The organism is Defluviitalea raffinosedens (assembly GCF_016908775.1).
In the GTDB taxonomy this organism is placed as follows: Bacteria; Bacillota; Clostridia; order Lachnospirales; family Defluviitaleaceae; genus Defluviitalea; species Defluviitalea raffinosedens.
In genome coordinates this window covers 66,156-92,702 of sequence record NZ_JAFBEP010000001.1, presented here as the reverse complement: position 1 = coordinate 92,702, position 26,547 = coordinate 66,156, and the positions used below count along the sequence as shown (strand labels likewise).

Genomic DNA, 26,547 nt, shown 5'->3' with positions numbered 1-26,547 from the left:
ATGTACAGGGGGTATAAGATATAAAATTTGTTTCAAAATAATTGTCGTTTTGTTGCATAGTTGGGGAGAGGGGAAATTATGGGATATAAGAAAAACTTAAGTATCTATTATTGCGGTATGGAAGAGTGCAAACCAGGACACTCCTTCGGACCGGCCATAAGACCTCATTATTTGATGCATTTTGTTTTAAGGGGAAAAGGCATTTATCAGGTGAAAGGTAAAGAATTTAAAGTTAATAAGGGAGAAGCCTTTTTGATTAGGCCCCAGGATGTTACATATTATGAAGCCGATCTGGAGGACCCGTGGGAATATGTGTGGATTGCATTTGATGGAGAAGAAGCAGATGCTATTTTAGAGGAATATCAGTTATTAGAAGACAAATTTATATGCCAGATCGACGAATCTAAAGATTCGGCGCTTTACTTGAGAAAAATTGCAGAGGCCTTTTTAAACCGATATGATGAAAGAGAACTCATGGGATATTTTTATTTAATTATTTCTTCAATTAAGAAAGAAAAATCCGAGCAAAAAAGAGATTATGACAAAAGTTACCTGGATAAAGCCATATCTTATATTCGGTATAATTACAGTTATAACATTAATGTAAGTGATATCGCCCGACATGTAGGGATCGAGCGAACTTACTTATATAAAATCTTTATGCGCTATCAGAAGATGTCCCCAAAGCAGTATCTGACCAGATACCGGCTGCTGGCAGCCAAAGATATGCTCGGCAATACAAAATATACGATTACTGAGATTGCTTTATCCTGTGGTTTTCATAACAGTTCCATGTTCAGTAAAAGCTTTCAGAAGGAGGAGAAGATTTCACCATCACAGTTTCGGAAGCAGTTACTGGAAGCTGATCAGTGAAAAAGACAAAATGACCACACTATGCCATATTTTATAGCTTTATGTGGGCAATTTGCATAAAAAAACAACATTATTCCATAAAAACAGAACATTACTCCATGTTATTTGTAAATTTTGTATAGTATAATAAAATTGACTTCAGAGGAAATAGTCAAAATGACGTAAAGAACCATCATGAAATTAGAGGGAGGAGAAAAAATGGTATTTAAAAAATTAATGGCGGGGCTCTTAAGTTTGGCAATGGTATTTTCATTGACTGCATGCGGTGGAGGAAGCAGCAAGAATACATCGACACAAGAGCAAGGAACTACAACTCAAGATACCACAAAAGAAAGCAGCGCTTCATCTGGAAAAACACTTACAGTGGCAATTTGGGATACAAACCAAGAACCAGGATTAACACAGATTATTAATGATTTTACTGCAGAAACCGGAATTAAAGCTCAGATTCAAGTTACCCCATGGGATCAATACTGGACCATGCTTGAAGCAGGGGCTACAGGTGGTTCACTTCCAGATGTCTTTTGGATGCACTCCAATGAAATAGCAAAATATAGTCAATATGAAATGCTACTGGACTTAACAGATAGAATTAAATCCAGCGATAAAGTTGACTTAAGTAAATTTCCTCAAGATATTGTAGAAATATATAATTGGGATGGTAAGCAGTATGCCGTGCCAAAAGATATCGATACAATAGCTCTTTGGTATAATAAGACCATGTTTGATGAAGCAGGTCTGGAATATCCAAATGAAAACTGGACCTGGGATGATTTTAGGGAAGCTTGCAAAAAACTGACAAAGCCTGATGGCAGTCAATATGGATATGCTATCGATCCATCCAATAACCAGGACGGATGGTACAACATGGTTTATGCTATGGGTGGAGAAATTATTTCAGCCGACAAAAAGAGTTCAGGATTTGATAAAGAAGGAACCATCAAGGCAATTGAATTTGTTACAGATCTTGTAAAACAAGGCTACACACCAAATTATGAAACAATGACAGAAAACAGTGCCAATGCTTTATTTGAAGCAGGAAAAGTGGCAATGATTACAATGGGATCCTGGATGCTTCCAGAACTTTGCAACAATGATTATGTAAAAGAACATGGAGATATTGCAGTTTTACCTAAAGATGCAGCAACAGGAAGAAGAATTTCCATTTACAATGGCCTTGGATGGGCTGCATCCGCTAATACCAGCATGCCTGAAGAAGCATGGAAATTAATCGAATACTTTGGTTCTAAAGAAGCACAGCAAAAACAGTCTGACTTAGGAATAGTAATTTCTGCATACGAAGGAACTACAAGCAATTGGATCAATGCGTATCCTAATTTTAACCTTCAGGCTTATTTGGATATGATGGGAGACCTGGTAATCAGACCTTATTCCAGATCTACAGTAGTATGGGAAAACATGAGTAAAGAAAAATTAATATCAGCTTGGACAGGAGAAAAAGAAGCAAGAGACGTTTGTCTGGAAATTGCCCAGGAAATGAATGCATATTTAGCACAGGAATAATTCAATAGTATTTTAAAGGCAGGCTGAATCTATAAGGGAAAGTCTGCCTTTAAAATTATAACAGGTCTTTTGCTGATCTGAGAATGGGGGATCTGTATGGGAGGGAAAAAATTTAGATCAAAAGAAGCGAAGAAAACGGACTTTTGGCTTAATCCGTTACAAAATATAAGTATTGCTCAAAAGCTCATAGTCTCTTTTATATTGTTAAGCACGATACCGCTCTTTTTGATTGCAGGATTTTCCTATATAAAAGCAGAGAAGACGGTCAGAGATAAGGTGGGATTTTATTCAAAGAAAATGGTAGAGCAGACAGCTGCCAATATTGATTTGAAATTAAAAGAAATCGAAAACATTTCGATGATCATTACTTCCAATACTGAGATCATGGATGCTATAGAAAAAGATATGTATACGAGTATTTCGGAAAAAGTCAGTGATGAGAAAAAGATAGAGAATACCTTATTTTCCATTATAAATTCTAATAAATATATTAAAACTGCCAATATTTACAAAGAAAATGGAACAGTATACGGTTCTGACTTATCCGTAACATCTGGAGAAAGTAAATTTGTGCTTCAAAAAGAAATGGGGAATCAATTTATAGAGATGGTAAAAGCTTCGAATGGGAAGCCTATGTGGATTACAGGGTTTAATGACTCTTATGAAAACATTTATTTGGTAAGGCCTGTGAAAAAGTCCATTACTTCTGAACAGACGGCAGCATTAGTCCTTTCTATTAACAGCAAAGAAATCAACTCAACCTTTGGAGAATCAGAATCTGGTTATTCTGCGGATATTATACTGTTGAACGAGAATGAGCAGATTATTGCTCATACGGATGCAGAGAAATTAGGAACTAAGTTATCAGATATCGATTTTGATGCCATCTATAGTAATAATATCTCCGGTAATTTAATGGACCAGAGCCATGTAATCAGTTATGCAACGACACAAACTGGGTGGAAGGTAGTAACAGTAGAACTTATTGAGTCGCTAATGGAAGAAATGACAGCAGTCCAGCGCGGCATTATTTTGATGGTAATCTCATGTACATTGATTTCTGTTGTTGTGGGAGTAACTATCTCGATTGGTATATCCAGGCCTTTAAAAAGTATTATGAAGCTTATGTCAAGAGTAGAGCAGGGAGATTTAACTGCCCAATCCCCTATTAAAGGCAATAATGAAATCGGGAAATTATCCTATAGCTTTAATAAAATGATCCAAAATGTGAGAAATTTAATCATCGCAGCAGATCATGTTACAAAAAATGTAGAGAAAGATGCTGGTACAATCAAAAATGTTTCTGCCCAATCAGCCATTGCAGCAGGAGAGGTTACCAATGCAATCAATGAACTGGCAGAAGGAGCCCAGAGTCAGGCTAAAGAAGCAGAAGAGACAAATGCTTTAATGGATCGATTAGCAAGCAATATCAATAGTGTTGTAAAAAAGATTGAAGATATGATGAAGGTCATTACATACATTGAAGAAGCCATAAGTGATTCAAGCCATACGATGGTCAGTCTAAATGATAAAACAATCCGTACCATAGAGTCCTTTACTCAAGTAAACCATCACATACAAGAATTAAGTCAGGAAACAAAAGAAATCATTAATGTTGTAAAGGTGATCAATCAAATCAGCGAGCAGATCAACCTTCTTTCGCTAAACGCAGCTATAGAAGCAGCCCGGGCCGGAGAAGCCGGAAGGGGTTTTGCAGTAGTTGCTGAAGAAATTCGTAAATTAGCTGTAGAAACCAATCAATCTACTGAAATGATCAGTAAGATTGTATCCAATATCCAGCAAAAAACCAATAATACTGTATCGGTTGTTAATGTTTCAGGAGAGACCCTGGAAGAAGAAAAGCAAATCGTATTTCAGACAGAGCATGCTTTCCATAAAACTGCAGATTATATAAAGGATTTAATCGGGCAAATAGAAGAAATCAGAATGAAAATGAAACATATGGAGTCTCAGAAAGAACAGGCAGTAGAAGCCATTGAACGCATAACTGCCATCGTCCAAGAGTCTTCAGCATCTATAGAAGAAGTCAATGCCACCAGTGAGGAACAGAATACATTATCAGAACAATTGGCAAACCTGGCAAGTGATTTAGGAGATGCGGTTACGAGACTCAATCAGTCGTTGTCTATTTTCAAGGTTTAGGGATAAAGATTTTGCATTAGGTCATATTGCATAAACTTACATTAGGAAAGAAGTAATATAAACAACATTATTCCATATTACTGCAACATTAGGCTATTTAAGTAGTTTATTTTGTATAGTACTATTGAATTAGATTGAAGATACTTTTGTCTATTTTGTGAGGAGGGGTAGTTTATGGGTCATTCAACGTTAAATCAAAATCAGCCGAAACTCGCTCGAAAAGGAAAATGGTCTGGAAAGAAGCTAAATGAAGCGCTTTGGGGCTGGATGTTTATTTTACCCACGGTGATCGGACTAATTATATTGAACATCATACCTATTTTTCGGACATTATATCAAAGTTTTTTTAAAACAGGAGCCTTTGGGAAGGGTAATATCTTTGTAGGATTAGAAAATTATCGAAAGATGTTTAATGATGAAGCGGTATGGCAGGCATTAATCAATACTTTTAAATATGCAATTGTAGAAGTTCCTTTTTCAATTGCCATAGCTTTGGTTCTGGCAGTTCTTCTTAATCGCGAAATAAAAGGACGAACTATTTATCGAACCACATACTTTTTACCTATGGTAGCAGCACCAGCAGCAATTGCTATGGTCTGGCGATGGCTGTATAATTCAGAGTTTGGATTAATAAATCATATCCTGAATTCATTAGGATTACCTTCTGTAAACTGGATTTCTGATCCCAAGATTGCATACATCTCTATTGCTATTGTGGGCATATGGTCTGTTATCGGGTACAATATGGTACTTTTCCTGGCAGGACTACAGGAGATTCCAACGGATTACTATGAAGCAGCAGAGATAGATGGAGCCAGTGCGGTAAAGCAATTCTTTTCAATTACAATACCACTGATTTCTCCAACCATGTTTTTTGTTACGGTTACTAGAGTCATAGCAGCTCTGCAGGTATTTGATTCAATTTATATGATGATTGGTATTACCAATCCGGCGCTTTATAAGACACAGAGTCTGGTGTATTTATTCTATAAATATTCCTTTGTTGAATATAACAGGGGCTATGGTTCAGCAATCGTAATGTTACTTCTGGCGATTATTATGATTATTACAGCCATTCAAGTCATCTGCCAGAAAAAATGGGTTAACTATAATTAGAAGGGAGATGTGCAGGGGATGAAAAAGGAAAATATATATACTTATTTGGTCCATCTGGTTTTAATTATTGGAGCCATTATTATGATTGTTCCGTTTATCTGGATGGCGTTAACATCCTTTAAGACGATATCAGAAGCGACTCAAATGAATCCGTTTGTGATCTTTCCTTCCAAATGGAGACTGGATGCTTTTAAGTCAGTAATTCGTAAAATGAATTTCTTAAGATTGTATTGGAATACACTGGTTTTAATTGCAGGACGGGTAATTTGTGCCGTATTAACTGCTACGATGGCAGGATATGCTCTGGGACGCCTGAAATTTCCGGGGAAAGATTTAGCTTTTGGTATCGTGTTGTTTCAAATGATGGTACCAGCCCAGATCTTTATCATACCTCAATATTTAATGGTGAGCAAAATGGGGCTTTTAAACACTTCCTTTGCGCTTATATTTCCCGGTCTTGTTACAGCTTTTGGTACTTTCCTTTTAAGGCAGGCGTATATGGGCCTTCCAAAAGACCTGGAAGAAGCAGCAATACTTGATGGATGTAATATTGGACAAATATTCTTGCATGTTATGCTGCCTCTTACCAAATCATCCATGGTTGCCCTGGGAATCTTTACGGCGTTATTTGCTTTTAAAGATTTGATGTGGCCTTTGGTTGTTAATACAGAGCAAACCACCATGCCACTCTCAGCAGCCCTGGCAAAACTGCAGGGACAGTTTGTAACCAACTTCCCAGAATTAATGGCAGCTTCATTGCTTGCATGTATTCCGATGATCATCATATATATCTTGTTCCAGAGACAGTTCGTTGAAGGAATAGCAACATCAGGAAGCAAACTATAATATATATAGAAAAGGGAGATGACTATGCCAGTTATTTATCATGAAACATCACAGGAATTCCACATCTTTAACAATGAAGTAAGTTACATTATTGAAATCATGGAAAACAAGCAATTGGGCAACTTATATTATGGAAAAAGAATCCATGATAAAGAATCCTTTCATTATCTCCACGAGGAAATGCCTCGTCCTCATGCAGCTTTTAGTTGCCCACCCCCTTCAACTTTATGCCTGCAATATACCAAACAGGAATATCCGTCATACGGCATAGGGGATTTTCGTTATGGTGCCTTTACTATAAAACAGGAAAACGGAAGTCATATTACAGATTTTAAATATGTTTCCCACTCCATATACAGTGGAAAGAAAAAAATTGAACCTTTGCCGGCGACTTATACAGAGAAAGACGAAGAAGCAACCAGCCTTGAAATTGTTTTATACGATCAAGTAATTGATACACATTTAATTCTTACTTATACGATTTATGAAGAATTGCCGGTGATTACCCGCCATGCGAAATTCATTCACAATGGGGAAGAAAAGATTGTTTTAACCAATGCTATGAGTGGATGTGTTGATTTACCGGATGCAGATTTTGATATGATCCATTTGTCAGGAGCATGGTCAAGGGAACGCTATGTAAAAGTAAGAAGTCTGGAGCAAGGTGTTCAGTCGATTTATAGCATGCGTGGGATAAGCAGTACAGAGCACAATCCTTTTCTTGCATTAAAGAGAAAAGAAACCACGGAATTATTAGGGGAAGTATATGGATTCAGTCTGGTATACAGTGGAAACTTCCTGGCACAGGCAGAAGTATGTACCCATGATACAACCAGGGTTCTCATGGGCATTCATCCAAATAATTTTGAATGGGTGCTTCATAAGGGAGAATCTTTCCAGACGCCGGAACTGGTTATGGTTTATTCCAATGAAGGTTTAAATAAAATGAGTCAGACCTATCATAAGCTCTACCGCACAAGATTGGCAAGGGGAGTATGGCGAGACAAAGAAAGACCAATCCTTCTTAACAACTGGGAAGCAACTTATATGGACTTTAACGAAGAAAAAATCTTAAACCTTGCGGCGAAAGCCAAAGAAGTAGGAGTAGAATTATTTGTATTGGACGATGGTTGGTTTGGAACAAGAAATGATGACCATCAGGCCCTGGGGGACTGGTACCCAAATCTTGATAAATTGCCCAATGGTATTGCAGGTTTATCGAGAAAAATTGAAGAAATGGGCATGAAATTTGGACTTTGGATTGAACCGGAAATGGTGAATAAGAACAGTGACTTATACAGGAAACATCCTGACTGGATTCTCTCTACTCCGGAACGCTTTGAAAGCCCAAGCCGTCAACAGCATGTATTGGATTTCTCCAGAAAAGAAGTTGTGGATTATATCTATGAAATGATCTCAAAGGTGATCAGAGAATCTAAAATTTCTTATATCAAATGGGATATGAACCGCTATATCACAGAATGCTATTCCAGAGGAGCAAAACCTGAAGAGCAGGGTATGGTGATGCATAAATATATCCTGGGTGTATATGATTTATATACCAGACTTACTACTGAGTTTCCTCATATTCTATTTGAATCCTGTGCCAGCGGAGGAGCAAGATTCGATCCTGGAATGCTCTATTTTGCGCCACAGACCTGGTGCAGTGATGATACCGATGCAGCTGAGCGTATGAAAATTCAATATGGTACCAGTTTTGTATATCCTGTTTCCAGTATTGGTGCCCATGTATCTGCTGTGCCCAACCATCAGGTAAACAGAATTACTCCATTGGACACAAGAGCAAATGTAGCGTATTTTGGAGCTTTTGGATATGAGTTGGATTTGAATAAACTCACTGATGAAGAATTAGAACAGATTAAAGAGCAAATTAAATATTATAAAAAATATAGAAAGCTATTCCAGCAAGGCGTCTTCTATCGCTTAAAGAGTCCTTTTGAAGGCAATGATACGGCTTGGATGGTGGTATCAGAAGATAAAACCCAAGCCATCGCAGCATATTATCAAAAATTGAATAAAGTCAATGCAAGCTGGCTGCGATATAAACTTACAGGCCTCAATCCAGATATGCTTTATAAGGTTACTGCTTTTGGAAAAGCAGATACTTATTACGGCAGTGAACTGATGAATGCAGGGCTTGTAATAGACAGAAGAAAATTTGAAGACATTGGTGATTTTGCATCTGTTTTATTTAATATTGAAAAGGCATAATGTTTATAAACATCTTAAAAAATATAGAGCAGAACAGTTTCTGCTTTTGTGACCCGGTATTAATGTCATAACCCCTGTATATACAGGGGTTATTTTTCTTCCAAGATTGCTTGACCAAATTTTTGGCCGAACTCATAAGCTTGCTTTAATTGGTCTTTTGAAGGATTGAAGTTGATCTTAAGTCCCGGTACAGGTATTTTAAATCTTAATTGCTTTAATCGTCCTTCTATATTGGATACTGCTTCTCCGCTCCAGCCGTAAGATCCAAAAGCTCCGGCCAGTTTTCCCTTATGAATCACCGGATTTAGAGAAGTAAGAAGGTTCCAGATCGGGGGAAGAGTATCGCCAACAATCGTAGGGGAACCAAAGAGTAATCCTTTTGCACTTTGCATTTCCCCTATTACCTTTGAAGGGTTTTCGTAAACCATATCAAATATGAATACGTCCACGTCTCCAGCTGAGGAAACGCCTTTGGCGATTTCTTCAGCCATTTTTTTCGTATAGCCGTAAGCTGAAACATAGGCAATGACGACGCTTGGCTTTTCTCTTTCTTTTACAGAGGACCATTCTCTGTATAGATCCAGGTATTTTTGAATGTCATTTCTAAGAATTAAGCCGTGTCCCGGGCAGACAATCTTGATATCCAAATCTTTAATTTTATCCAATGCCTGAGTGACATAAGACTTAAAAGGACCCATAATCATATCAAAGTAATACTTATATGCATCCAGAATATCTGCTCCTTTTTCCTTTTCCATCACATCATTAAATACCCTTTCGTCACAATAATGAGCTCCGAAGGAATCACAAGTAATTAATACTTTGTCTTCTTCAACATATGAATACATGGTATCTGGCCAATGGAGGAAAGGGGTCATGATAAATCGAATGGTTCTGTCCCCTATATTAAGTGTATCTCCATCGGAAACAGGAAGGCTATTAAAAGGGCGGTTGGTAATTTCTTTTAAAAACCTCAAGGCTGGGCCGGTTCCCACGATGGTTGCATCGGGACAGTAATCCAGCAAAGTGGCAACAGAGCCCACATGATCCGGTTCTGTGTGATTGACTACGATATAGTCAATTTCTTTAATATCGATGACGTCCTTGATTCTGTCTATAAATTGATTTGCGAATTTATCTTTGGCAGTTTCAAATAATACGGTTTTTTGGCTGCCTTTTAATATATATGAATTGTAGGTTGTTCCGTATTTCGTTTCCATAACAATATCGAATATCTTAAGGTCTGGGTCCAAAGCACCAACCCAATATAAGTTATCTAATATTTTTATTGATTTATACATACTTTCACACTCCTGAAGACTAAAATAGAATTTATATTAAAAAATAATTATTATCTTCAAATAAAGATATTAGCAAATGTTTGTTTGCCTGTCAACGGCTCAAATACGCCTTTTGTTTGCGTAATAATTATATTGTGGTATAATTGTTAAGAAAATATTACAAAGAGAGGATTAAATTTATGAAATAAAGTTAATACTAAAAAATGGCAGACCTAGAAATGCAGAATGAAAGAAGTGAAGATATGATTGAAAGCATGCAAAACAGACATATTAAAAGGCTTGTGGGATTGCAAAAAAGTAAAAAGAACAGAAATAAGGAAAAAGCCTTTGTTGTAGAAGGGATTAAAATAGTAGAGGAAATACCAAAGGACTGGGAGATCGATTCTATTTTTGTTGCTTCTTCTTTTAAAAAAGAAAATCCGTCTTTTTTGGATCGAATCTCAGTACATAGGCATTTATCTGAAAATGAAGTTATTGAAGTCAGTGATAAAATTTTCAATGCCATATCGGATACGATGACCCCTCAGGGGGTTTTGGCCATCTGCAGGCAGAAGAGTTTTTCGCTGGAAAAAGTATTGACCAATGAAAATGGATTCTATATCATCCTGGAAGATCTTCAGGACCCGGGGAATTTAGGAACTATTATCAGAACAGGAGATGCCCTGGGGGCGGATGGAATTATTTTAACTAAAGGCAGTGTGGATTTATACAATCCGAAAGTGATCCGTTCCACCATGGGTTCGATTTTTCATCTTCCAATCTTAACAGATGCAGATATAAATGACCTTCTTAACGAACTAAGGATAAGAAATATATCCACACTGTCTGCCCATTTAAAAGGTGAAAAGTATCCCTATCAGTGCGACTTAAGAAAGAATATTGCCCTAATTATAGGCAATGAAGCCAATGGCATTAAAGATTCAACAGCCCAAAAGACGGATCTTTTGGTCAAGATCCCTATGCCGGGGAAAGCTGAATCTCTCAATGCTGCCATGGCAGCAGGGATATTGATGTATGAAGTGCTAAGACAAAGAAGTAATGTTTAAGCCTTAAGAATACCATTAAAAAGGAGTGTGTGTATGAAGAGGCTCAGCAGAGTAAGTTTTCTTTTTATTCTTATGCTTATCATGGTTATTATGAGCATGTACAGGTTTAATCCTGTCCATGCCCAAATGAACATTGAAGAAATCTCTTCATCAGAGCAAAAAGCAGTAAAAAAAGTGATAGAAAATCTGGTTGAAGCCATAAGAACATATGACCCCGACCAGTATATTGCCTTATTTCACAAAAAAAGTCCGATCTATGTTTTACATTATTCTGACTTGAAAGAAACTTTTCGTATTTTATCTTCTTATGATTTGGTTTACGAAATTGAGAACATAAGGTTTATCCAAAAAAAGGATGAAGATGTGACTGTTGAAGTAGATATCATTGTAAAGTCTCATAATAGTGAAGAGTATACAGACCGCAGAAATACTTTCCAGTATATTTTAAAATCAGAAGAGAATCAGTATAAAATTTACGATATGAGTATAAAAAGTATAGAGGCTTTGGGCCAAAAAGACCAGTCCAATACGATTTTAGCAAAGAAAAGATTATATTATGCAGATGGTTCCCTGGCTTATGAGGGAGTTATGGAGAATGGAAAGCCTCACGGACGGGGCATCAGATATTATAAAGATGGAAAGATTATGTACGAAGGTACCTTTAAAGACGGAAAAATATCAGGAACAGGTATCTTTTATGATGCATCTGGTAAAAAAGTTTATGAAGGAGAAGTAGAAAACGGACGCCCTTCCGGCCATGGAAATTCTTATTATCCTAATGGAAGAATTTTTTATTCGGGATATTGGAAGGATGGCGTTTTTGACGGAAGAGGCAAGATTTATTATGAAAACGGAAAAGTGATGTACATGGGAGAGTTTGTGGAAGGAAGAGCTACCGGCCAAGGCAAAGCCTATTATGATAATGGAATAATTCAGTATGAAGGAGAAATGAAAGACGATTATTCCCATGGAAAAGGAATAGAATACTATAAAAATGGGCAAATCATGTATGAAGGCGAATTTGCCAATGGTGTTCCTCATGGAGAAGGAACCAAATACGATGAAGAAGGCAAAATCATTTTTAAAGGCCAATGGGAAAAGGGAGAACCAGTCCAACCCGAAAAATAAATGGAGCGGCGTAAGCCGCTCCTATTTTGTTCTGTTTTTCATCATTTCATGTTCTTTGATCAGTTCATTAATTAATGTTTTAAAAGGCCAATTCTTTGAAACAGGGGTTACGGTAGCAAATATGGGGCGCTCAAGACCGGTATCCTTAAAACCTTTTAAGAAAGCTTGCAGGTCACTTCCTGAAAAGCCGTTCATAATAACTGCTTTTGCCGGAATCAAATAAGAAGAAGCCTCTTTTGTCTGATCAAGTTTAAGGAGCTCCTCCAAAGTCATATCAATAACCGAATCGTTGACCAGGATGAAATGGTCGACAGAGAGTGTATCGCAATAGCTTTTTAAGATCTTTATTTCATTTTTATCGTAACCATAAGCCATCACAGATATTTTGTCTTCTGATCTGGTTTTGTCTTCTAAATCCACTTTCTGAAAAGACATATTTTCACCTCTTTAATTGATTTTATTTTTGTAAGTATATCATATTTGCAGGTTAGGAGAAAGGGTTCTGCTTGCGGAACCCTCATGTCGAGTATGGTCGATAAAGCCGACAAGGCTCAATATGTGCGATTATTTTAAGGTATTCCACAGAAAACATGATAAAAAGACAAGCGTGTATATAAATTAACAAAAAATTTAATTTTAAATAGAATGAACAGGATAATCGTGGTATAATAACCTGTGGGGATAATAGATATAACATTCATAGGATTATTGCCAATTATTAAATTTACATTTAAAGAGGAAGGGGATAAGAATGAATTACACACATGAAGTAGAAAGAATGACTTGTGTAGCTAAAGGACCTAACCATGGACCAGCACCTATACCACAAGAAGGACAATGGACAAAAGCAAAAGAAATAAAGGATATTTCCGGTTTAACTCACGGGGTTGGCTGGTGCGCACCTCAACAAGGAGCATGTAAGCTGACTCTTAACGTTAAGGATGGTGTGATCCAGGAAGCATTAGTAGAAACTATCGGATGCTCTGGAATGACACACTCTGCTGCTATGGCTGCAGAAATCTTAGCTGGAAAAACAATTCTTGAAGCACTTAATACAGACTTAGTTTGTGATGCCATTAACACAGCTATGAGAGAATTATTCCTTCAAATCGTATACGGCAGAAGCCAAACTGCTTTCTCTGAAGGTGGACTTCCAGTAGGAGCAGGCCTTGAAGACTTAGGAAAAGGATTAAGAAGCCAGGTAGGTACAATGTACAGTACTGTGGCTAAGGGACCAAGATACTTAGAAATGGCAGAAGGATATGTTACAAGAACTGGTTTAGATGAAAATGGCGAAATCATCGGATATGAATTCATTCATCTTGGAAAAATGATGGAAATGATTAAAAAAGGTACTGATCCTGCTGAAGCAATCAAGAAAGCTACAGGAACTTACGGAAGATTCGCTGAAGCTGTAAAAGTAATCGACCCAAGAGAAGAATAATAGATTAGGAGGATGAGAAAATGGCGTTATTTGAAGGATATGAAAGAAGAATCAATCAGATTAATTCTGTTCTAAATACATATGGAATTGCTTCTATCGAAGATGCTAAGAAACTTTGTGACGATAAAGGCATAGATGTTTATAAAATCGTAAAAGATATTCAACCCATCTGCTTTGAAAATGCATGTTGGGCATATATCACCGGAGCAGCTATCGCAATTAAAAAAGGATGCACCACTGCTTCTGAAGCAGCTAAAGCAATTGGCGAAGGACTTCAGGCTTTTTGTATCCCAGGTTCTGTTGCTGACGACAGAAAAGTAGGACTTGGACACGGTAACCTTGGAGCAATGCTTCTTGATGAAAACACAAAATGTTTTGCTTTCCTTGCAGGACATGAATCCTTTGCTGCAGCTGAAGGTGCTATTGGTATCGCTAAATCAGCAAACAGAGTAAGAAAAGAACCTTTAAGAGTAATCTTAAACGGTCTTGGAAAAGATGCAGCTCAGATTATTTCAAGAATTAACGGATTTACATATGTTCAAACCACTTTTGATTATGCTACTGGAAAATTAAACATTGTAAAAGAAACAGCTTATTCTAATGGTGAACGTTCAAAAGTAAAATGTTATGGTGCAGATGATGTAAGAGAAGGTGTTGCAATTATGCATCACGAAGGTGTAGATGTATCCATTACAGGAAACTCTACAAACCCAACCAGATTCCAACATCCTGTAGCAGGAACTTACAAAAAAGAATGTACAGAATTAGGCAAGAAATATTTCTCTGTTGCATCCGGTGGTGGAACAGGAAGAACCTTACACCCAGACAACATGGCAGCAGGACCAGCTTCCTATGGTATGACAGATACAATGGGAAGAATGCATTCTGATGCTCAATTTGCTGGATCATCCTCCGTACCTGCCCATGTAGAAATGATGGGACTGATCGGAATGGGTAACAATCCGATGGTTGGTGCTACCGTTGCAGTAGCAGTTGCCATTGAAGAAGCAGCTAAGGCTGGCAAGTTTTAATAAAACACTTACTATAGAGGATTTCTCAAGTCGTAAGATTTGAGAAGTCCTTTTTTATTGTATAGGAAATCCCTTCGGATTTCCTATACAATAAAAAGCCTTTCGGGCAGGATGGAAACTTGCGCGTATTGCGTTTTGTCTGCTTTTACTATTAAACTTAAACTGATGGTATTTTTTGAAGCCTGCTAAAAGTTTAAAACAATTTTTTATGAAATCCGTAATATTATATGTAGAGCGGATCATGAACAATAAGAGAGAATGCTTAAGAATAATACATGCTCCAGAAGGAGGACAGATAGAATGCTGGATATAATATTCGATATGGTTGATGTAATTTTAAATTTAATCATTGATGATACGGTTGAACAAGCAACTCAAAAGAAGGCAAAGAAAAATATAAGATATATACTATTTTCTGCTTTATGTGGGGTTCTAATCATTATTTTTTCGCTTATGATTGTGCATACTTTTAATGCAGGTAATTTTGCTGTTTCTATTTTGCTTTTTGTATTAACTGTTATTGTAGCAGCAAGCTGGCTCAGATTGAGGTTTTTAAAAAAGAAAAAGTGAGTTATAATTTTCTTTTTGCATGCAAATCTTAAAATATAAGAGGTATGAATTTGAAAAAAGGAGCATCCTAATGAAGATTTTTCTTAATATCATCATAACCATTGCACTTGTAGCTGTGACTTTTTTTGGTTTAGGTCCTGTTTTACTGGCAGACGGATCCAAAACAGAAAGACTGCTTACATTATTGGTGGTGCTGGCTCTGTATTTTTTATTAGTCTTGGCTTTAAAATGGGTTAAGAAAAGGTATAGGTAAAGCTTAATAATAAAAGCAGCTCAATACTGAGCTGCTTTTATACATTTAAAGAGGGGGAATAAGATGTTCTAAGTATACTAACTTTTTGTCATGTGCTAATATAGAAATAATACTACAACTTCATGAAAATGTCAATAACAATTATCAATTAAAAAATATAATCATTATCAATACGATTAATACTAACGAAAAGACCAGGTTTAACTGTTTAATTTTATAAAAGGAGGATCAAGAATGAACAATGAAACATTATCAGAACCTAAAATAAGTTCTAACCTTGATACGAATTTTTTAAAAATCATTGCTATCATCACCATGTTGATTGATCATATTGGATATGTATTTTTCCCGGACAGGATCGAGCTGCGTATTATTGGAAGAATATCTTTCCCTTTATTTGCTTATTGTATAGCAGTAGGGTTCCTGTACACCAGTAACATTAAAAAATATATCTTAAGACTGGCTGCTTTTAGCATACTCTCTCAGCCTTTTTATGTTCTGGCTTTTGATTTGCCATGGTATGAGCTGAATATCTTTCCTACCTTACTTATGGGATTACTGATCCTTTATTTTTTAAAAGAAAAGAAATGGATTGCAGCGATCTTATTAATGATGATTACATCCATCGGAAATTTCAGCTATGGTTTATCAGGCATTCTGCTTATAATTATGTTTTATTATTTTAGAAATCATAGAGAACTTTCTGCAATGATAGCAGGGATGTTCTTAAGCATTCCTTTTTTCTCTGATGGTATGTATCGTATTCAGGGCTTTGCGGTATTTAGCATTCCCTTGATCTATTTACGTACAAATTTCCGTATCAGGATCAATAAATATATTTTCTATATTTTTTATCCCTTGCATTTGCTGATCATATTTCTGATAAAAATTATAATTCATTAATAAGAAATGCCTTCTTGCAGAAAACTGCTTAAAGCTGTATAAAACAGATTTACTGAATAACATGAAGGACAGATATACTGAATAAATATTCTGTAAATATATTGACACAAGGAATTCAGAAGTATATTATTAAAGTATGAAACAGATAATCATTATCATTTTAAGAAGTTTGTCATTATATGACAGAATATTTTTTTGACCTCATCAATATAGTAAGTTACTCTACAGTACACAGAGAACGACAATTTATATAATTTGATGGGAGGTGTTTGAATGGATATTTTATTAAAGGCAAAAAACTTAAGAAAGCAGTATCAGATGGGAGAAGTAACGGTAGATGCTTTAAAGGATGCCAGTTTTGAAATATATGAAGGAGAGTTTATTGTTGTCCTTGGACCCAGTGGCTCTGGGAAAAGTACGATGTTAAACTTAATTGGAGGCATGGATACTATTACTTCAGGAGAATTGTACTATAGAGATCAGAGTCTTCATGGAGCCTCAGAAAAAGAACTTACCTTTTATAGAAGAAATACCGTTGGCTTTGTTTTTCAGTTCTATAACCTGATGCCTAATTTAACTGCCTATGAGAATGTAAAATTATCCGTAGAGATTGCTAAAAATCCTCTAAAAGTGGAAGATGTCTTAAGAGAAGTAGGGTTAGAAGACAGAGCCGATCATTTTCCTTCTCAAATGTCAGGAGGTCAACAACAGAGAGTATCTTTAGCCCGGGCTATTGCTAAAAATCCAGAAATTCTCCTATGTGACGAGCCTACAGGAGCATTAGACCTGGCAACGGGTCTTCAGGTATTGAAGCTGCTCCGTAAATTCAATAAAGAGTACAAAAAAACAGTAATCATCATAACCCACAACGGGGAAATTGCAAAGATGGCAGACAGGGTATTTTATATCAAGGATGGAAAGCTTAGCCGCATTGAAAAAAATGAGAAGCCATTGCCTCCTGAGGAGGTGGCATGGTGATTTTATGGAAAAAATTGTTTCGTGATTTAAAGGAAAATAAGATGGCATACATTGCCTGCCTGATTGTTATTAGTGTTGGATTGATGTCTTATACAGCTATGTCTATTGCTATGGATAATCTTAACCGGGCAAAGGATGAATTTTATGAGGAAAAACATTTTGCAGAAGGATTTGCGAAAGTAAAATCTATTCCATTATCAAAAGTTAAAATCCTTTCCAGAATAGAAGGGATTAAAGAAGTAGAAGGCCGTCTGGTTAAAGATGTGAGAGTGCTTCTTCCGGGACGGGAAGAGGACAATGTATATCTTAGATTAGTAGCCATAGATCCTACAGATCCAACCCACTTAAACGGAGTTCAGAAGCTGGAAGGCAGGGAATTGGATACTGATAAAGCGAATATTTGGATTGGTCCTAAATTTTTTGAGGTTAATGGACTTAAGATGGAGGAGAAAATATCTGTAATCATCAACGGAAAAAAGACAGAATTAGTGATTGCAGGAATAGCTCAAAGTCCGGAATTTGTTTATCCCATGCAAAACGAGCAAAGTATCATGCCCACACCGGAAACTTTCGATATTGCCTATCTTCCTTATGAAGTTATGGATTCTTTATTTGGTTTAAGCGGAAACATTAATGACATTATTTTTACTTTAGAAGAAGGCTATGGTTTTAGAGATGTAGAAGAGGAATTAAAGGAGAAATTAAAAAAATACGGTTTTGAAACTGCCTTTGAAAGAAAGGATCAATTAAGTCATGCCATGCTTCAGCAGGAATTGGATAGTCTTGACTCCATGGCTAAAAGTGTTCCACTTATATTTATTGGTATATCGGCTATCATTTTATACATCATGCTCAAGCGGCTGGTAGAACAGCAAAGAGGTTTGATTGGAACATTAAAAGCTTTTGGTTATACACAAAAAGAGATTCTCTTGCACTATTTATCCTATAGCTGGGTTATTGGACTTGGTGGAGGGATCATAGGGGGACTATTAGGAACACTTTTGTCTGGCTATATAACAGAAATGTATAAGGAATTCTTCCAGCTGCCTGATTTAAAAAATCAGTTTTCCTGGGAGTATTTTATCATAGGAATTATTTTATCCGTTCTTGGATGTCTCTTTGCCGGATTTCAAGGGGTTAAAGGAGTGATGAAGCTTCATCCTGCACAGGCAATGAGACCAGAGGCCCCGCCTGCGGGTAAAAAGATTTTAATCGAAAGAATAAGAATTTTATGGAGTAGTTTAACGGTTCAAGGACGTATGGCCATGAGGAATATTTTTCGCAGCAAAGGAAGAAGTTTTTTCACTCTTATTGGAGTGGTCTTTACCTTTGCAATGATGGCAACTATGATTTCTTTTTATGAAACGATGGATATTATGATGATTGATCAGTTTGAAAAGATCCAAACTTATAATATAAAAATGAATTTCGAATCTCCAATTTATGCGAAAGAGGTTGTCAGAGAACTTAAAAATAGAAAGGGCATTATAGAACTGGAGACGATGCTGGAGGTTCCAGCTACTTTTAAAAATTCGTATCATAAAAAGAACTTGGTGATTCTGGGCCTTAATAGAGAATCCAATTTATATAATATTGTGGATTTTGACGGTAATAAAGTCAAAGTCCCTGCAGAAGGAATTCTTTTATCTGAATCCATAGCCAAATCTCTCCACGTAAAAGTTGGAGATAAAGTTCGAATTGAGAGTCCTTGGGCAAAAGAAGATAAGCTTTATGTCTATGTATCTGGAATCATACCTCAATATATAGGGGGGAATGCCTATATGGAGGAAAAAAGTTTAGGAAGGCTTTTAGGATATGGGGATATTTCGACCAGTGCAATTTTAAAGATTCAACCAGAGGATATTGCTTTACTAAAAGATGATTATAATGCTTCAAGCAAAATTCAATCTATCGAAGAAAGTGGTACAACAGTAAAAAAGTATAAAGAACTTCTTGATACTTATGACTATATGATCTGGGTTATGGTTTTAATTGCGGTAGTTACAGGCTTTGCCATTATATATAATTCCAGTATTATTTCATTGGCGGAGAGAAAAAGAGAACTGGCTTCGTTAAGAGTTTTAGGAATGACAGTCAGAGAAGTGCTGGAAATCATATCTTTTGAGCAATGCACGATAGGAATTGTAGGAATGCTGTTTGGAATACCTATGACTTTTCTTCTAAAACAGATGGTAGCAGATGCTATTAATAATGATGTATTCACTTTGCCTACTTATACGGCGCCATCCTCATTTTTGACGGCTTTTATGGGGACGGTTCTTGCAATTACTTTGGCACAGCTTAATATTGCACGGAATATTAAAAAACTGGATTTAGTGGAAGTGTTAAAAGAAAGAGAATAAAGAAAGAGGGTGCATTGAATGAAAAAATCACTTAAATGGCTTTTTCTCATTTCAGGGGTTGGACTGATTATTTTACTTGCTATTTATTATACACTAAAGCCTTTAAAGGCAGAAGTTATTCAAGTTGATCCCAAAACTGTAGAAGTTTCCTTCAGGGAAGAAGGAACTGTAATGGCACAGCAGGAAGAGACGATTTATCCAGTGGTTCAAGGTTTGATTGAAGAAGTTTATGTGAAAGAAGGAGATAGAGTTAAAAAGGGAGACGTACTCTTAAAAATAGATACCAAAGATTTAACTTATCAACTGGCTCAGCTGGAAGAACAGAAAGTCAGTATACAGGGGCAGGAACAGAAGACCTACGATGAAATGAATCAGCAGCTCATTAGTTTAAGAGCACAACTGCAAGGCCTGGAGGGCCAAAAGGTGGAGGCCAATACTGCTCCCTATAAATCTCAAATCAAACAGCAGCAAGTAAGGATTGAAGAAGCTAAAAGGCAACTTGAACTGGCAGAAGACGACTATAAAAGAATGAATGCCTTGTTTGAAGAAGGGGCAGTTAGTCAAAAAGAAAGGGATGCAGCTGAGGAAGCCCTGAACCAGGTTAAAGACAATCTCAAAATTCAGGAAGAAGTTCTTGCATTACTTAAAGAGCAAACTGAAGGCAGTGATCTTTATTATGAAGCACAAAAGAAAGCAACCAAAAGTCAAATAGCTCTGTTGGAGGCTCAACTTGGTCAAGACTCTGATAAGTCCGGAACCGTTCAATATTATAAAGGAATGATAGAATCTCTGAATGCCCAAATTGAACAAGTAAAATATCAGATCGAAAGGTCGGAAATCAAAGCACCTTTTGATGGAATCGTGAAAGATTTAGAGGCAGAAAAAGGACTCCCAGCATTCCCTCAATCACCGTTACTAACGGTATTCCAGCCTGATTCTTATGAGGTAGAAGTCTTTGTTTTAACAGAAGATATTGTAGAATTAAAAGAAGGGATGGCTGTAGAACTGATTCAGGAGAGAAAAGATCAGGATGTTGTATTTGAAGGCGTTATTGATAAAATTGCGCCATCTGCTGAAGAAAAAATTTCTTCTTTAGGATTAACAGAGCAGCGTGTAAAAGTTACAATCAGACCAAACGACAATGAAAAGGCAGAATTACGCCCAGGATATGCCTTGGATGTAAAATTCGTAACCCATAAAGAAGACAATAGACTTGCAGTACCTAAAGCGGTACTTTTCCCCTATGAAGATAGGGATGCCCTTTGGGTAGTGAGAAATGGTAAGGCAATAATCCAACCTGTTGTCAAAGGATTGGAAAATGATCAGGAAGTAGTTATTTTAGAAGGATTGAAAGATGGAGATACCGTGATCAGAAATCCTCAACTGGAAGGATTAAAACAAGGAAAACGGATTAGCCTGCAATAAATATGAGATAAAATATTTGGATAGTCAAATGTTTCAGTTCGCTAATAAAGTTTAATGAGCAATAGAATAAAAAATACAAATCCCCAAGCTTCTAACTTGGGGATTTGCCATTTGTTTAAACAGTTTACTTATTGAACTGTTTCATATACTTAAAGAGGAGAATAAGACGTTTTAAGTACATTAATTTGTTGTCATGTGCTAATGTAAATATACTATAGATTTTAGAAAAAGTCAAGAATAATTCTCAAATAAAAAATATAATCATTTTCAATTCTACTACCATTAAAACTGTTGACGTTAAATGGATTTAAAGGTATTCTAAATAAGATAAAAGCTTGTGTTTCAGTAAATAGGTTAAAATAATATTATAAGATGCGAAAAAGAAATACTAAAAAAGATATTAAAATGCAATGCATTTGAACAGCCAACAGTATAATATATCGAAAGGATGATCCATATGTTATATCCTTTAAAACTTGATCCTGTATATAAAGAACCCATATGGGGCGGAAAAAAGTTAAGAGAGATATTTGATAAAGATATTCCTTCGGACACAACCGGAGAAAGTTGGGAAATAGCCTGCCATGAAAATGGTACAAGCATTGTTGCCAATGGACCATTAAAAGGCAAGTCCTTAAAAGAAGTGATTGACGATTATGGCGTAGAGGCATTGGGAACGAAGATCGGAGAAGAAGGAAAAAAGAAATTCCCACTTCTTGTTAAAATCATCGATGCTTCCGACAGACTTTCAGTTCAAGTTCATCCTGAAGATGAATATGCTAAAGAACATGAAGGTGAATTAGGCAAAACAGAAATGTGGATTGTACTGGATGCAAAGCCAGGTGCACAGCTTGTATACGGTGTTAAACCTGGCGTTACTAGGGAAATGTTTGAAGAAAATATTAAGAAAGGAACCCTTGAAAATCTACTGAATTTCGTGGATGTCAAAAAAGGCGATGTGTTTTTCATTCCTGCTGGAACCCTTCATGCCATAGGAGAAGGGCTTCTTATAGCAGAAATCCAGCAGAACTCTGATACAACATATAGAGTTTACGATTGGAACAGGGTGGACAGCAGCGGAAAACCAAGAGAGCTTCATATACAAAAAGCTTTGGATGTAACCAATTTATCTGACTGTATAGGGCATGAAAAAGTGGAAGGCACGGTCACTAAAGAAGGTGAAAACATAAGGCATCATCTTGTTTCCTGCAAGTATTTTATTACAGAGATCCTGGAAATTCAAAAAGAAAGCAAAGAACCTTTAAATGGAGACAAATTTGACTTGCTTATGGCTATTGAAGGGAATGGAGTCATTGAGTACAGGGAAGGTGCGGTTCCCTTTAAAGCAGGGGATTCCTTCTTTATGCCTGCAAGTATTGGAGATTATAGTATTGCAGGGCAGTGCAAAGTGATTAAGACTTATGTGCCTGTACGCTAAAGCTGTCAAAATAAATTATTTGTGCAGAAGATAAAGGCTTCAGAAGATTTGGTTTTGTTTTATAAAACCTAAATCTTTGGAGGCCTGTTTTGTTTACCGAAATCTTCGATTTTAACATCATATTTTACAGTGATTTTTGCATTTTTATATTTCTCAGACCAATTATAGTCTCTAAAGTCTTTATAAAGCCAAAATTTTTTCCTTGCTACTTGGGACCATAAAAAAGGCTCAGCACCGAATTCTTCTTGAGTTTTTTTAATTAATTCCATAGTGACTGTTTCAAGGCGTTTTTCAATAGCAGCGATAAGAAGTTTTTGGTTTGACTGGTTTTTCACGTAGTCTATATTGCTTGGAATAGATGCTATGCTTAATGTTAAAGGTATTTTTACATCAATAATGGGATAGTCATCGGTAATTGTAATTTTAATTTTGTTTTTTCCCCTTACGAGTTTTGCAGATATTTTTTCTCCTTCTTTTAAGGGATCGGGAAAAGTTGCAAGAATATTATTGGTTTGCACAGTTGGCCGCAATATCAAAGCTAATCTGGTTTCATCCCCGGTCAGTTTGCCGATCATTTTCCCTTCTTTAAACACTGCTGAACCCATCATTTGCATTGGATTTTCATCTATTTTATCCAGTTGCCCTGCAATAATATCTCCTTCACTGTCAAGATGTGTTTTTGGATGATCCGGCTTTGTGGTAGCGTAGGTTACAAGAAATAAGCCCATGTCATCCAAAGTCCTGAGAGAAAATTTATGAAGGGTAGAAAGGGGAACAAAGCCCACATCTTCCCACCTTGATGTAAGGAATTCATAATATTTTGATGCTCTTATATCAAAAGGAGGACGATTGTTCCTGATAAAGTCAGCTGCATCTTCTTTGCATACGATGAGATTTAGTTCTCTTCTGATGTCTCTGTCCCTTTGGGTCGCTTCAATGATTGGGTAGAATTTATTCGACTTTGCTAAATCTTCGCTTACAATAAACGCTTTAGCATGGGAAAAGGTTAAACGTCTTGCGATAGAAGTACTTGCTAAATCCCTGGATGCAACAAGGTCTTCCGACAAGAATGTGATGATATCGCTGGGTGGTTCGTCTACCTGAACCTTGGTGGAGGTACCGATCTGAGGATTTGTGATCTGAAAGGTAATTCTAAGCATACCATCCTCCCCTTCATCAAGCCCAATAACTGAAACAAATGCGAATTCCTCGATTTCTATTCTGTCCCAGCAGCCAGTAAGAAAAAGGGTAACCAATAATATAAAAATGAGTTTTAATCTCTTTTTTGATTTTTTCAAGATTTAAATTCTCCTTTCAGTTTTGCAACTACCCATAAAAATGGAGAGAGAAAAGTGAAAAAAATCCATAATACCATAAGCCCAACTTTCCGGATGGAAAACACATATTGTGTATAATTTTCAGGAAGTCTTGCAAGGATATAGACCACCACGGCGATATAGGGAAGCAGAGTATTTGGACTTTTTACTTTTATAAGGGAGGTACCTAATGTAGCAAGGGTATAAAAATAAATACTAAAGCGTATTGCAATAGCAATGGACCAAAAACCTAAGAAGAAGGATTCCAGATTTTTTGCAAACCGTCCCAGTCCAACCAGCCTTGTAAGATGGTGATGCGGATAGTTCAGTGTAGACAAGACAGTATATCCATAAGAAGAGATATAAATAACCATAAATACAGTAATTAAAAGAATAGAAAGTCCAAGGCCTAGAAGACTGGCATTTTTAAATTCTTTATAGGATCTTACTTGTGTGAAAAAGATGGATAATGAAATAACTTCACTGACTACAGAGGTATGGAGGATACCTAATTTTAATAAAGTTTTTACACCTGGTCCGCCTAAGGGGAATAAATAACTAAAATCCAGATCTTTCAGTGCCAATGGTATTAATAACAGGACTACCCCTTGCATGAGAGGATATGTAAGCCAGCATAGACTGCCAATAATATTAATTCCTTTATGAGATACATAAAAAGCTGTAACAATAAGCATTAACAGCAGGTATTTTAAAGGCGTTCTTAAGTAAAACATCGTGCTTAATATGTCTGCATAATCCCTTATGGATACAACCAAGTATTCGAGCAGAATTAAAAATAACATGAGGATAATTACAAATCCAAAGAACTTACCGGTAAGATGATAGATGATATCTGTTAAATCTTTGTTTTTATATAATTTAAACAAGGATAAAAGAAACAAAAAAGAAAGATAACCAACCCAGACAGAATAGGAACTAACCAGGCTGCGTTTAAGCCTTCATCCAGCAGTAAGAGAGGTGTTGTATCTGATAATTTAAGGGCAATACAAAAAAATATAATAGCCAGCAACTCTCTAAAACCGATTTTTCCATCATATTTCTTGATCACTTTTTCACTACTTTCTTTTAGGGTTTCTTCTTATAGAATCAGACTTAGAGATATTAGTCGGTCTAAGCCATTGCTTAAAGATCACAGATCGTGTATAACTATCGTTTGTTGAAGAGAAATGGGGAGCTACCGGAGACATAAAAGGAACAACGAAGGAAGTAATACTGAGGATATAGGCAAGGCCTATAACAATGCAAAAGGAAATTCCTAAAAAGCCCATAGTAGCTCCTGCTAGCAGCAGAATGAATCTGGAGATCCGAATGGTATAGCTTAAGGTAGTTTCTGGTATTGCGAAGGAAGAAAGTCCTGTAATCGCTACGACTATTACTAAAATAGGGCTTACGATATTGGCTTCTACGGCAGCCTGTCCCAGAATCAGTGCACCGACGATACCAATGGTTGGGCCAATGGTGGTAGGTACTCTTACCCCGGCTTCCCGGATTAATTCGAAGGATACTTCCATCAGAAGGATTTCGGTGATAACGGGAAAAGGAAGCACTTCCCTGGATGCAGCAATCGATACAGCCAGATCGGTAGGAATCATTTCACCATGAAAATTCACTACGGCAATATATAAAGCAGGAGTTAACCATGAAATCACTACTGCCAAAAGACGAATCATCCTGATAAAATTACCATACCACCACCGTTGATACTGATCTTCTGCAGCATGAAAGAAAGCCCAGAAGGTTACCGGGACAATCAGACAGGCGGGAGAACCGTCCGTAATCAGTATGATGTGTCCTTCGTTCAAAAAGGCAGCCGCTCTGTCAGGTCGTTCTGAGTAGAGTACAGTAGAAATAAGAGAATAACTTCTGTCTTCTATAAACTGCTCAAGTGTAGAAAGATTGGGAAGGAAATCGGTTCTGATGCTTTTGATTTTTTCTTTGACGGCGTTGACTAAGTCGGGATCAGCGATGCCTTTGATATACATGATATATACTTCATTTTTAGATTTTTCGCCGACTTCAATACTCTCAGAAATGAGATTTTCATATTTAAGATACTTTCTTATAAGAGAACGATTGACATCAGCCGATTCCACAAAAGATTCTTTTGGCCCTTTGATAACGTTTTCGTTGACTGGCTTTTCCACAGAACGGTGTTCAAATTCTGCAGTGGAAACAGAAAGTGCTTCAGTAGAATTGTGAATCAGCAGTATCGTATTGCCTTTAACGATATCTTTGGTGATATCCGAGATTTTGGAGATACGTTGAGCATCTTTAGGAGTAATAATATTATTGATAATATAATCTATAGGATTATTTTCTGCATTTTCAGGAGAACCTTCCATTAAAGGCCTGATAATATCCTCAGTAAGGGTATGGATGGAGGAGGAGCCGTCCAAATAGAGGATGCATCCATCTACATCAAAGCCTTTTAACCGTATGTTGCGTATAACAAAGTCTTTATTTTGGGGGAAGAAAAAGATTTTTTTAAAAGTATCTAAATCGGTTTGCAGATCACCAGTAAGCGTATCGCTATTATTTGTGGGAGAAATAGAAGTATTGCCGGTATTATTATTTTT

General features: G+C 36.6%; 22 protein-coding genes. 17 read left to right on the top strand and 5 right to left on the bottom strand.

The features are described 5' to 3' along the window. The first annotated feature begins 78 nt into the window (after positions 1-78). From JOD07_RS00435 to JOD07_RS00410, 6 genes are all read left to right on the top strand, one after another. Positions 79-873, top strand: coding sequence for an AraC family transcriptional regulator (locus JOD07_RS00435; protein ID WP_158739706.1), 795 nt, complete (start codon positions 79-81; stop codon positions 871-873). A gap of 198 nt (positions 874-1,071) precedes the next feature. Then, a complete protein-coding gene (locus JOD07_RS00430) occupies positions 1,072-2,397 on the top strand; it encodes an ABC transporter substrate-binding protein (protein WP_158739705.1) in 1,326 nt (441 codons plus the stop codon). Positions 2,398-2,493: 96 nt separating this feature from the next. After that, complete coding sequence (locus tag JOD07_RS00425; RefSeq protein ID WP_204611594.1) at positions 2,494-4,560, top strand: methyl-accepting chemotaxis protein; 2,067 nt, start codon at positions 2,494-2,496, stop codon at positions 4,558-4,560. A gap of 267 nt (positions 4,561-4,827) precedes the next feature. Continuing rightward, positions 4,828-5,676, top strand: a complete 849-nt coding sequence (locus JOD07_RS00420; RefSeq protein WP_416387152.1) for a carbohydrate ABC transporter permease — start codon at positions 4,828-4,830, stop codon at positions 5,674-5,676. Positions 5,677-5,694: 18 nt separating this feature from the next. Then, a complete protein-coding gene (locus JOD07_RS00415) occupies positions 5,695-6,522 on the top strand; it encodes a carbohydrate ABC transporter permease (protein WP_158739702.1) in 828 nt (275 codons plus the stop codon). A gap of 24 nt (positions 6,523-6,546) precedes the next feature. Further along, positions 6,547-8,754, top strand: a complete 2,208-nt coding sequence (locus JOD07_RS00410; protein WP_158739701.1) for an alpha-galactosidase — start codon at positions 6,547-6,549, stop codon at positions 8,752-8,754. Positions 8,755-8,843: 89 nt separating this feature from the next. On the opposite strand, the gene JOD07_RS00405 is transcribed toward JOD07_RS00410, so the two are convergent. Beyond that, complete coding sequence (locus JOD07_RS00405) at positions 8,844-10,055, bottom strand: FprA family A-type flavoprotein (protein ID WP_158739700.1); 1,212 nt, start codon at positions 10,053-10,055, stop codon at positions 8,844-8,846. A gap of 203 nt (positions 10,056-10,258) precedes the next feature. Between JOD07_RS00405 and JOD07_RS00400 the strand changes: the two genes are divergently transcribed. Both JOD07_RS00400 and JOD07_RS00395 read left to right on the top strand, forming a co-directional pair. Next, positions 10,259-11,101, top strand: coding sequence for a TrmH family RNA methyltransferase (locus tag JOD07_RS00400; protein WP_243429197.1), 843 nt, complete (start codon positions 10,259-10,261; stop codon positions 11,099-11,101). Positions 11,102-11,134: 33 nt separating this feature from the next. Continuing rightward, positions 11,135-12,229, top strand: a complete 1,095-nt coding sequence (locus JOD07_RS00395) for an MORN repeat-containing protein (RefSeq protein WP_204611590.1) — start codon at positions 11,135-11,137, stop codon at positions 12,227-12,229. A 21-nt stretch (positions 12,230-12,250) separates the two neighbouring features. On the opposite strand, the gene JOD07_RS00390 is transcribed toward JOD07_RS00395, so the two are convergent. After that, positions 12,251-12,664: a DUF3783 domain-containing protein gene (locus tag JOD07_RS00390; RefSeq protein WP_158739698.1), complete on the bottom strand. Its 414-nt coding sequence runs from the start codon at positions 12,662-12,664 to the stop codon at positions 12,251-12,253. A 316-nt stretch (positions 12,665-12,980) separates the two neighbouring features. Between JOD07_RS00390 and JOD07_RS00385 the strand changes: the two genes are divergently transcribed. From JOD07_RS00385 to JOD07_RS00345, 9 genes are all read left to right on the top strand, one after another. Continuing rightward, complete coding sequence (locus tag JOD07_RS00385) at positions 12,981-13,673, top strand: iron-sulfur cluster assembly scaffold protein (RefSeq protein WP_158739697.1); 693 nt, start codon at positions 12,981-12,983, stop codon at positions 13,671-13,673. 20 nt (positions 13,674-13,693) lie between these two features. Beyond that, positions 13,694-14,704, top strand: a complete 1,011-nt coding sequence (locus JOD07_RS00380; protein WP_158739696.1) for a GGGtGRT protein — start codon at positions 13,694-13,696, stop codon at positions 14,702-14,704. 300 nt (positions 14,705-15,004) lie between these two features. Further along, a complete protein-coding gene (locus JOD07_RS00375; RefSeq protein ID WP_158739695.1) occupies positions 15,005-15,274 on the top strand; it encodes a hypothetical protein in 270 nt (89 codons plus the stop codon). Positions 15,275-15,344: 70 nt separating this feature from the next. Next, positions 15,345-15,527, top strand: a complete 183-nt coding sequence (locus tag JOD07_RS00370; protein WP_204611588.1) for a DUF6954 family protein — start codon at positions 15,345-15,347, stop codon at positions 15,525-15,527. Positions 15,528-15,761: 234 nt separating this feature from the next. Further along, the gene (locus tag JOD07_RS00365) at positions 15,762-16,430 is read left to right on the top strand and encodes a TraX family protein (RefSeq protein ID WP_158739693.1); all 669 of its coding nucleotides are present in this window, start codon (positions 15,762-15,764) and stop codon (positions 16,428-16,430) included. A 273-nt stretch (positions 16,431-16,703) separates the two neighbouring features. After that, positions 16,704-17,408, top strand: coding sequence for an ABC transporter ATP-binding protein (locus JOD07_RS00360; protein ID WP_204611586.1), 705 nt, complete (start codon positions 16,704-16,706; stop codon positions 17,406-17,408). Beyond that, on the top strand, positions 17,405-19,771 hold the full coding sequence (locus JOD07_RS15745) for an ABC transporter permease (protein WP_201800572.1): 2,367 nt from the start codon (positions 17,405-17,407) through the stop codon (positions 19,769-19,771). Before JOD07_RS00360 ends, JOD07_RS15745 begins: the two co-directional genes overlap by 4 nt. A gap of 18 nt (positions 19,772-19,789) precedes the next feature. Continuing rightward, on the top strand, positions 19,790-21,196 hold the full coding sequence (locus tag JOD07_RS00350; RefSeq protein WP_204611584.1) for an efflux RND transporter periplasmic adaptor subunit: 1,407 nt from the start codon (positions 19,790-19,792) through the stop codon (positions 21,194-21,196). A 457-nt stretch (positions 21,197-21,653) separates the two neighbouring features. Continuing rightward, the gene (locus tag JOD07_RS00345; RefSeq protein WP_204611581.1) at positions 21,654-22,634 is read left to right on the top strand and encodes a type I phosphomannose isomerase catalytic subunit; all 981 of its coding nucleotides are present in this window, start codon (positions 21,654-21,656) and stop codon (positions 22,632-22,634) included. 68 nt (positions 22,635-22,702) lie between these two features. Here JOD07_RS00345 and JOD07_RS00340 read toward each other — a convergent pair whose 3' ends face one another. The 3 genes from JOD07_RS00340 to JOD07_RS00330 form a co-directional block, all read right to left on the bottom strand. Then, positions 22,703-23,932 (bottom strand): Ger(x)C family spore germination protein, encoded by a 1,230-nt coding sequence (locus JOD07_RS00340; RefSeq protein ID WP_204611580.1) that lies wholly within the window; start codon positions 23,930-23,932, stop codon positions 22,703-22,705. Further along, complete coding sequence (locus JOD07_RS00335) at positions 23,929-24,894, bottom strand: GerAB/ArcD/ProY family transporter (protein WP_279380834.1); 966 nt, start codon at positions 24,892-24,894, stop codon at positions 23,929-23,931. Before JOD07_RS00335 ends, JOD07_RS00340 begins: the two co-directional genes overlap by 4 nt. Positions 24,895-25,026: 132 nt before the next feature. Beyond that, complete coding sequence (locus JOD07_RS00330; protein ID WP_330636082.1) at positions 25,027-26,451, bottom strand: spore germination protein; 1,425 nt, start codon at positions 26,449-26,451, stop codon at positions 25,027-25,029. Positions 26,452-26,547 lie beyond the last annotated feature (96 nt).

What these genes read in the sequence shown, in the direction of transcription:
- JOD07_RS00375 (WP_158739695.1), top strand. Translation starts at nt 15,005, where the DNA reads ATGCTGGATATAATATTCGATATGGTTGATGTAATTTTAAATTTAATC.
- JOD07_RS00395 (WP_204611590.1), top strand. Translation starts at nt 11,135, where the DNA reads ATGAAGAGGCTCAGCAGAGTAAGTTTTCTTTTTATTCTTATGCTTATC.
- JOD07_RS00415 (WP_158739702.1), top strand. Translation starts at nt 5,695, where the DNA reads ATGAAAAAGGAAAATATATATACTTATTTGGTCCATCTGGTTTTAATT.
- JOD07_RS00385 (WP_158739697.1), top strand. Translation starts at nt 12,981, where the DNA reads ATGAATTACACACATGAAGTAGAAAGAATGACTTGTGTAGCTAAAGGA.
- JOD07_RS00370 (WP_204611588.1), top strand. Translation starts at nt 15,345, where the DNA reads ATGAAGATTTTTCTTAATATCATCATAACCATTGCACTTGTAGCTGTG.
- JOD07_RS00430 (WP_158739705.1), top strand. Translation starts at nt 1,072, where the DNA reads ATGGTATTTAAAAAATTAATGGCGGGGCTCTTAAGTTTGGCAATGGTA.
- JOD07_RS00345 (WP_204611581.1), top strand. Translation starts at nt 21,654, where the DNA reads ATGTTATATCCTTTAAAACTTGATCCTGTATATAAAGAACCCATATGG.
- JOD07_RS00365 (WP_158739693.1), top strand. Translation starts at nt 15,762, where the DNA reads ATGAACAATGAAACATTATCAGAACCTAAAATAAGTTCTAACCTTGAT.
- JOD07_RS00350 (WP_204611584.1), top strand. Translation starts at nt 19,790, where the DNA reads ATGAAAAAATCACTTAAATGGCTTTTTCTCATTTCAGGGGTTGGACTG.
- JOD07_RS00390 (WP_158739698.1), bottom strand. Translation starts at nt 12,664, where the DNA reads ATGTCTTTTCAGAAAGTGGATTTAGAAGACAAAACCAGATCAGAAGAC.
- JOD07_RS00405 (WP_158739700.1), bottom strand. Translation starts at nt 10,055, where the DNA reads ATGTATAAATCAATAAAAATATTAGATAACTTATATTGGGTTGGTGCT.
- JOD07_RS00400 (WP_243429197.1), top strand. Translation starts at nt 10,259, where the DNA reads ATGGCAGACCTAGAAATGCAGAATGAAAGAAGTGAAGATATGATTGAA.
- JOD07_RS00410 (WP_158739701.1), top strand. Translation starts at nt 6,547, where the DNA reads ATGCCAGTTATTTATCATGAAACATCACAGGAATTCCACATCTTTAAC.
- JOD07_RS00380 (WP_158739696.1), top strand. Translation starts at nt 13,694, where the DNA reads ATGGCGTTATTTGAAGGATATGAAAGAAGAATCAATCAGATTAATTCT.
- JOD07_RS00360 (WP_204611586.1), top strand. Translation starts at nt 16,704, where the DNA reads ATGGATATTTTATTAAAGGCAAAAAACTTAAGAAAGCAGTATCAGATG.
- JOD07_RS00425 (WP_204611594.1), top strand. Translation starts at nt 2,494, where the DNA reads ATGGGAGGGAAAAAATTTAGATCAAAAGAAGCGAAGAAAACGGACTTT.
- JOD07_RS00435 (WP_158739706.1), top strand. Translation starts at nt 79, where the DNA reads ATGGGATATAAGAAAAACTTAAGTATCTATTATTGCGGTATGGAAGAG.
- JOD07_RS00420 (WP_416387152.1), top strand. Translation starts at nt 4,828, where the DNA reads ATGTTTATTTTACCCACGGTGATCGGACTAATTATATTGAACATCATA.